This window comes from Eggerthella sp., from assembly GCF_048329335.1.
GTDB classification, from domain to species: domain Bacteria; phylum Actinomycetota; class Coriobacteriia; order Coriobacteriales; family Eggerthellaceae; genus Eggerthella; species Eggerthella lenta.
In genome coordinates this window covers 1-3,394 of the sequence record NZ_DBFEGU010000389.1, presented here as the reverse complement: position 1 = coordinate 3,394, position 3,394 = coordinate 1, and the positions used below count along the sequence as shown (strand labels likewise).

Sequence of the window (3,394 nt, the reverse complement as noted above, 5' to 3'; positions counted from 1 at the left end):
GTGCTGCGCGGCATCGCGCTTCCCGAACGGCCCTTCGGCGCGCAGCCCGGCCGCCTTCAGCACGCCGCGACCCACCGCCGGCAGCACCATGCCGCGCAGCACGTCGTCGCCCGTGCACGATCCAGCGCGCGCGAACAGGCGCGATCGGCGCTCTAGCAGCAGCTGCTCGAGCATCGGCGCGTCCATCCGCGGCAGCGGGTCGATGCGCAGCATGTCGCCCGCCTCGGCGAACCTCGACAGGTTGAACACCGCGATGCCCGACACGCCGTAGTCGCGGAACAGCACCTCGCCCTCCTCGCGCGCCTTGGCATCGCCGTCGGGCGACATGAGCGAGATCGCGCAGCGCACGCGGATGTTGTTGAGCGCCTTCACCAGGCGGGAGTCGGTGCGCAGCGGCCCCAGCACCGGGCGCGGCTCCGTCGCCTCGAAGCCCTCGGGCAGCAAGCCGCGCGCCGTGCGACCTCCCGTGGCCACGATGACCGCCTCCGCATGGCGCACCGCTCCGCCGGCGAAACGAACATGAAAGCGATCGCCCGCATGGGACGGCGGATCGATGCGCACCGCCTCGCAGCCGCACAGCTCGCGAGCGCCCGCGTCCCGCGCGCCCGCGCGCAGCACGTCCAGCACGCTGGCAGCCTTGTTCGCCAGCGGGTACAGACGGCCTTCGCCCTCTTCGCGCCACACGAGCCCCAAGCCTGCGAAGAACGCGTGCACCGGATCGGGGCAGACGGCATCGGCGGGAAGGGCCGCGTCCGTCGAGCGGACGGCTTTCTTGCGTCCGGGCTCTTCGCATCCGTCCGCATGCCCGCCCTGAGCGCGCAGCTGGGCCAGCGCCGCGCCGACGAATTCGGCGTTTCGGTAGAGCCCCGCATCGACACGGACGTTCGAGAAGTTGCACCGCCCGTTTCCCGTGGCCAAGATGGAGCGGCCCACGCGCTCGTCGGCCTCGCACACCGTCACCTCGACGGCGTCCGCGCCGCCGTCCGCGCCCACGCGCACGCCGTGCGCACGCAGCGCGTCGGTCGCAGCCACCGCTGCCGCGAGACCCGCCGCGCCGCCGCCTATGATCATCAGTTTCTTCATGCCCGCCATGATACCGCATCGCATGCGCGTTGGGCACGGGCGAAGGCCGATTCTGCGATCTCGCGCGCACGCGCATGGCACAGAATGAACGCTATGCACGATTTCTCGGCACTTTTCTGATTACCGGCGAAAGAAACCCCAGGTCGCAATTTCTCAGGCCAGTGCAGAATCGCGCATAGCGTTCATTCTGTGCCAACAACAGACCGGCCAGACCACACGCTGGAAGAGCCCCGAACGCCGGACAGGCCACACGCTGGTATCGCCCCGAACGCGGCCGGACCACACGCCGGCAGCGCGCCCCGAACGCGAAAGGGCCCCGGCATCTTTCGACACCGGGGCCCTCGCCGTCGCGCTATCCGCGCGCGGCGCTACTTCGATTCCAACACCGGAATGGGCGTCTCGTCCGTCTCCTCGAGGTTCTTGTCCCACACGTAGTGCTTCGTCTCGCGCGCGATCAAGCCCGACAGCAGCAGCACCACGATGATGTTCGGAACGGCCATCAGGGCGTTCGTGATGTCCGAGATGGTCCACACCAAATCGCCGATGCCGATGGCGCCCAAGAACGCCACGACGACGTACAGCACCTGGTAGGGACGGATGGCGCGCTTGCCGAACAGGTACGTGACGCAGCGGTTACCGTAGTACGACCAGCCCAAGATGGTGGTGTAGGCGAACAGGATCATGCCGATGACCAGAATGGGCGTGCCGATGTAGGGAATGGAGGCGAACGCCGCGCTGGTGAGGTCGGCGCCGGCCGAGATCTGGCCGCTCTCCATGATGCCGGGGTTCGCGATCATCGTGGACACCAGCACGATGCCCGTGAGCGCGCAGATGACCACGGTGTCCCAGAACGTGCCCGTCATGGACACGAGCGCCTGGCGCGCCGGGTTGCGCGTGGAGGCGGCGGACGCCACGATGGGCGCCGAGCCCAGGCCCGACTCGTTGGAGAACAGGCCGCGCGCGCAGCCGAACTGCAGCGCCATCATGAGGCCGGAGCCCACGGCGCCGCCGAACGCGGCCTTCGGCGTGAAGGCGCACTCGAAGATCAGGCAGATGGCGGGCCACACGAACTCCCAGTTCATGCCGATGATCACGATGCAGCCCCACGCGTAGGCGATGGCCATGAACGGCACGAGCTTCTCGCACACCTTCGAGATGATCTTGATGCCGCCGAAGATGACCAGGGACACCATGATAACGATGGCCAGGCCGATACCCCAGGTGGGCACGCCGGGTGCGTTCGACGTGATGATGCCGGTCATGGCACTGGACTGCACCGCCGAGCCGATGCCGAACGAGGCGACGGCCGCGAACAGCGCGAACGCGCCCGCTCCCAAGAGGCCCCACCACGGCGCCTTGCCGTCCTTCTCGAACGCGCGGCGCCACGCGTACATTGCGCCGCCCAGCATGTTGCCGTTGTGGTCCTTTACGCGGTACTTCACGGCGGCGAACGTTTCGGAGTACTTCGTGGCCATGCCGAACACGCCGGTCAGCCACATCCACAGCACCGCGCCCGGGCCGCCGGCCAGAATGGCGGTGCCCACGCCCACGATGTTGCCGGTGCCGATGGTGGCCGACAGCGCCGTGGTCAGCGCGCCGAACTGGCTGATGTCACCCGGCGCATCCGGATCCTTCGTCACCGACAGCTTGATAGCCGTGGGCAGCTTGCGCTGGATGAACCCGGTGCGAAACGTCAGGAACAGGTGCGATCCCAGCAAAAGCACGATCATCGGAGGACCCCACACGAAGGCGTCGATGTCGCTGATGAACTGGATGATATCCATGCACATCCCCTCTCTTCTCTTGTACAACGAATCCCCTTGCGAGAGAAAGAGCCTGCGCCGAAGCAGATTCCGGACGCCTCCGGCACACGACGAAGCCGTTTCGGCAGAGGTACTTTCGCACGCTAAAGTAGTCGGATTATAGCGACGCGGCGCTTTACGGTTCGTCAACAAAGGGAAAATCGTCCGCGAGCGGCATCGATAGGCGCCCTAGGCGTCGTCTTTCCCCTTGGTCTCGTCGAGCAGGAGATCCATCATCTCCTGACGGCCGCCCACGCCCAGCTTGCCGTAGATATGGGACATGTGGGTTTTGACCGTGCTCTCGGCCAGCACGAGCTCGTCCTGCACGAACGAGCAGGTGCGCCCTTGCGCCAACAGCGTGAACACCTCGGTCTCGCGCGGCGACAGCGCGTAAGCCGCGGCCACCTCCTGGCAGCGCTCGACGATGGACTGGGTCAGACGGCTGGCCGTGTCGCCCGCCGCCTCGTCGTCGAGGGCGCCCTCCGCAACCTGCCGGCCCCTGCCGCGTC

3 protein-coding genes are annotated in these 3,394 nt (G+C 67.3%); all 3 read right to left on the bottom strand.

The annotated features are described in order from the left end of the window. A partial coding sequence (locus ACMO6A_RS12150; protein WP_418471332.1) for an aminoacetone oxidase family FAD-binding enzyme occupies positions 1 to 1,083 on the bottom strand: 1,083 nt, incomplete at its 3' end. A gap of 368 nt (positions 1,084 to 1,451) precedes the next feature. Next, on the bottom strand, positions 1,452 to 2,867 hold the full coding sequence (locus tag ACMO6A_RS12145; protein ID WP_009304850.1) for an alanine/glycine:cation symporter family protein: 1,416 nt from the start codon (positions 2,865 to 2,867) through the stop codon (positions 1,452 to 1,454). A 207-nt stretch (positions 2,868 to 3,074) separates the two neighbouring features. Next, positions 3,075 to 3,394: response regulator transcription factor (locus ACMO6A_RS12140; RefSeq protein ID WP_418471331.1), on the bottom strand; the 320-nt coding region annotated here is incomplete at its 5' end.

Coding starts and splice junctions, on each gene's coding strand:
- ACMO6A_RS12145 (WP_009304850.1), bottom strand. CDS start 2,867: ATGGATATCATCCAGTTCATCAGCGACATCGACGCCTTCGTGTGGGGT.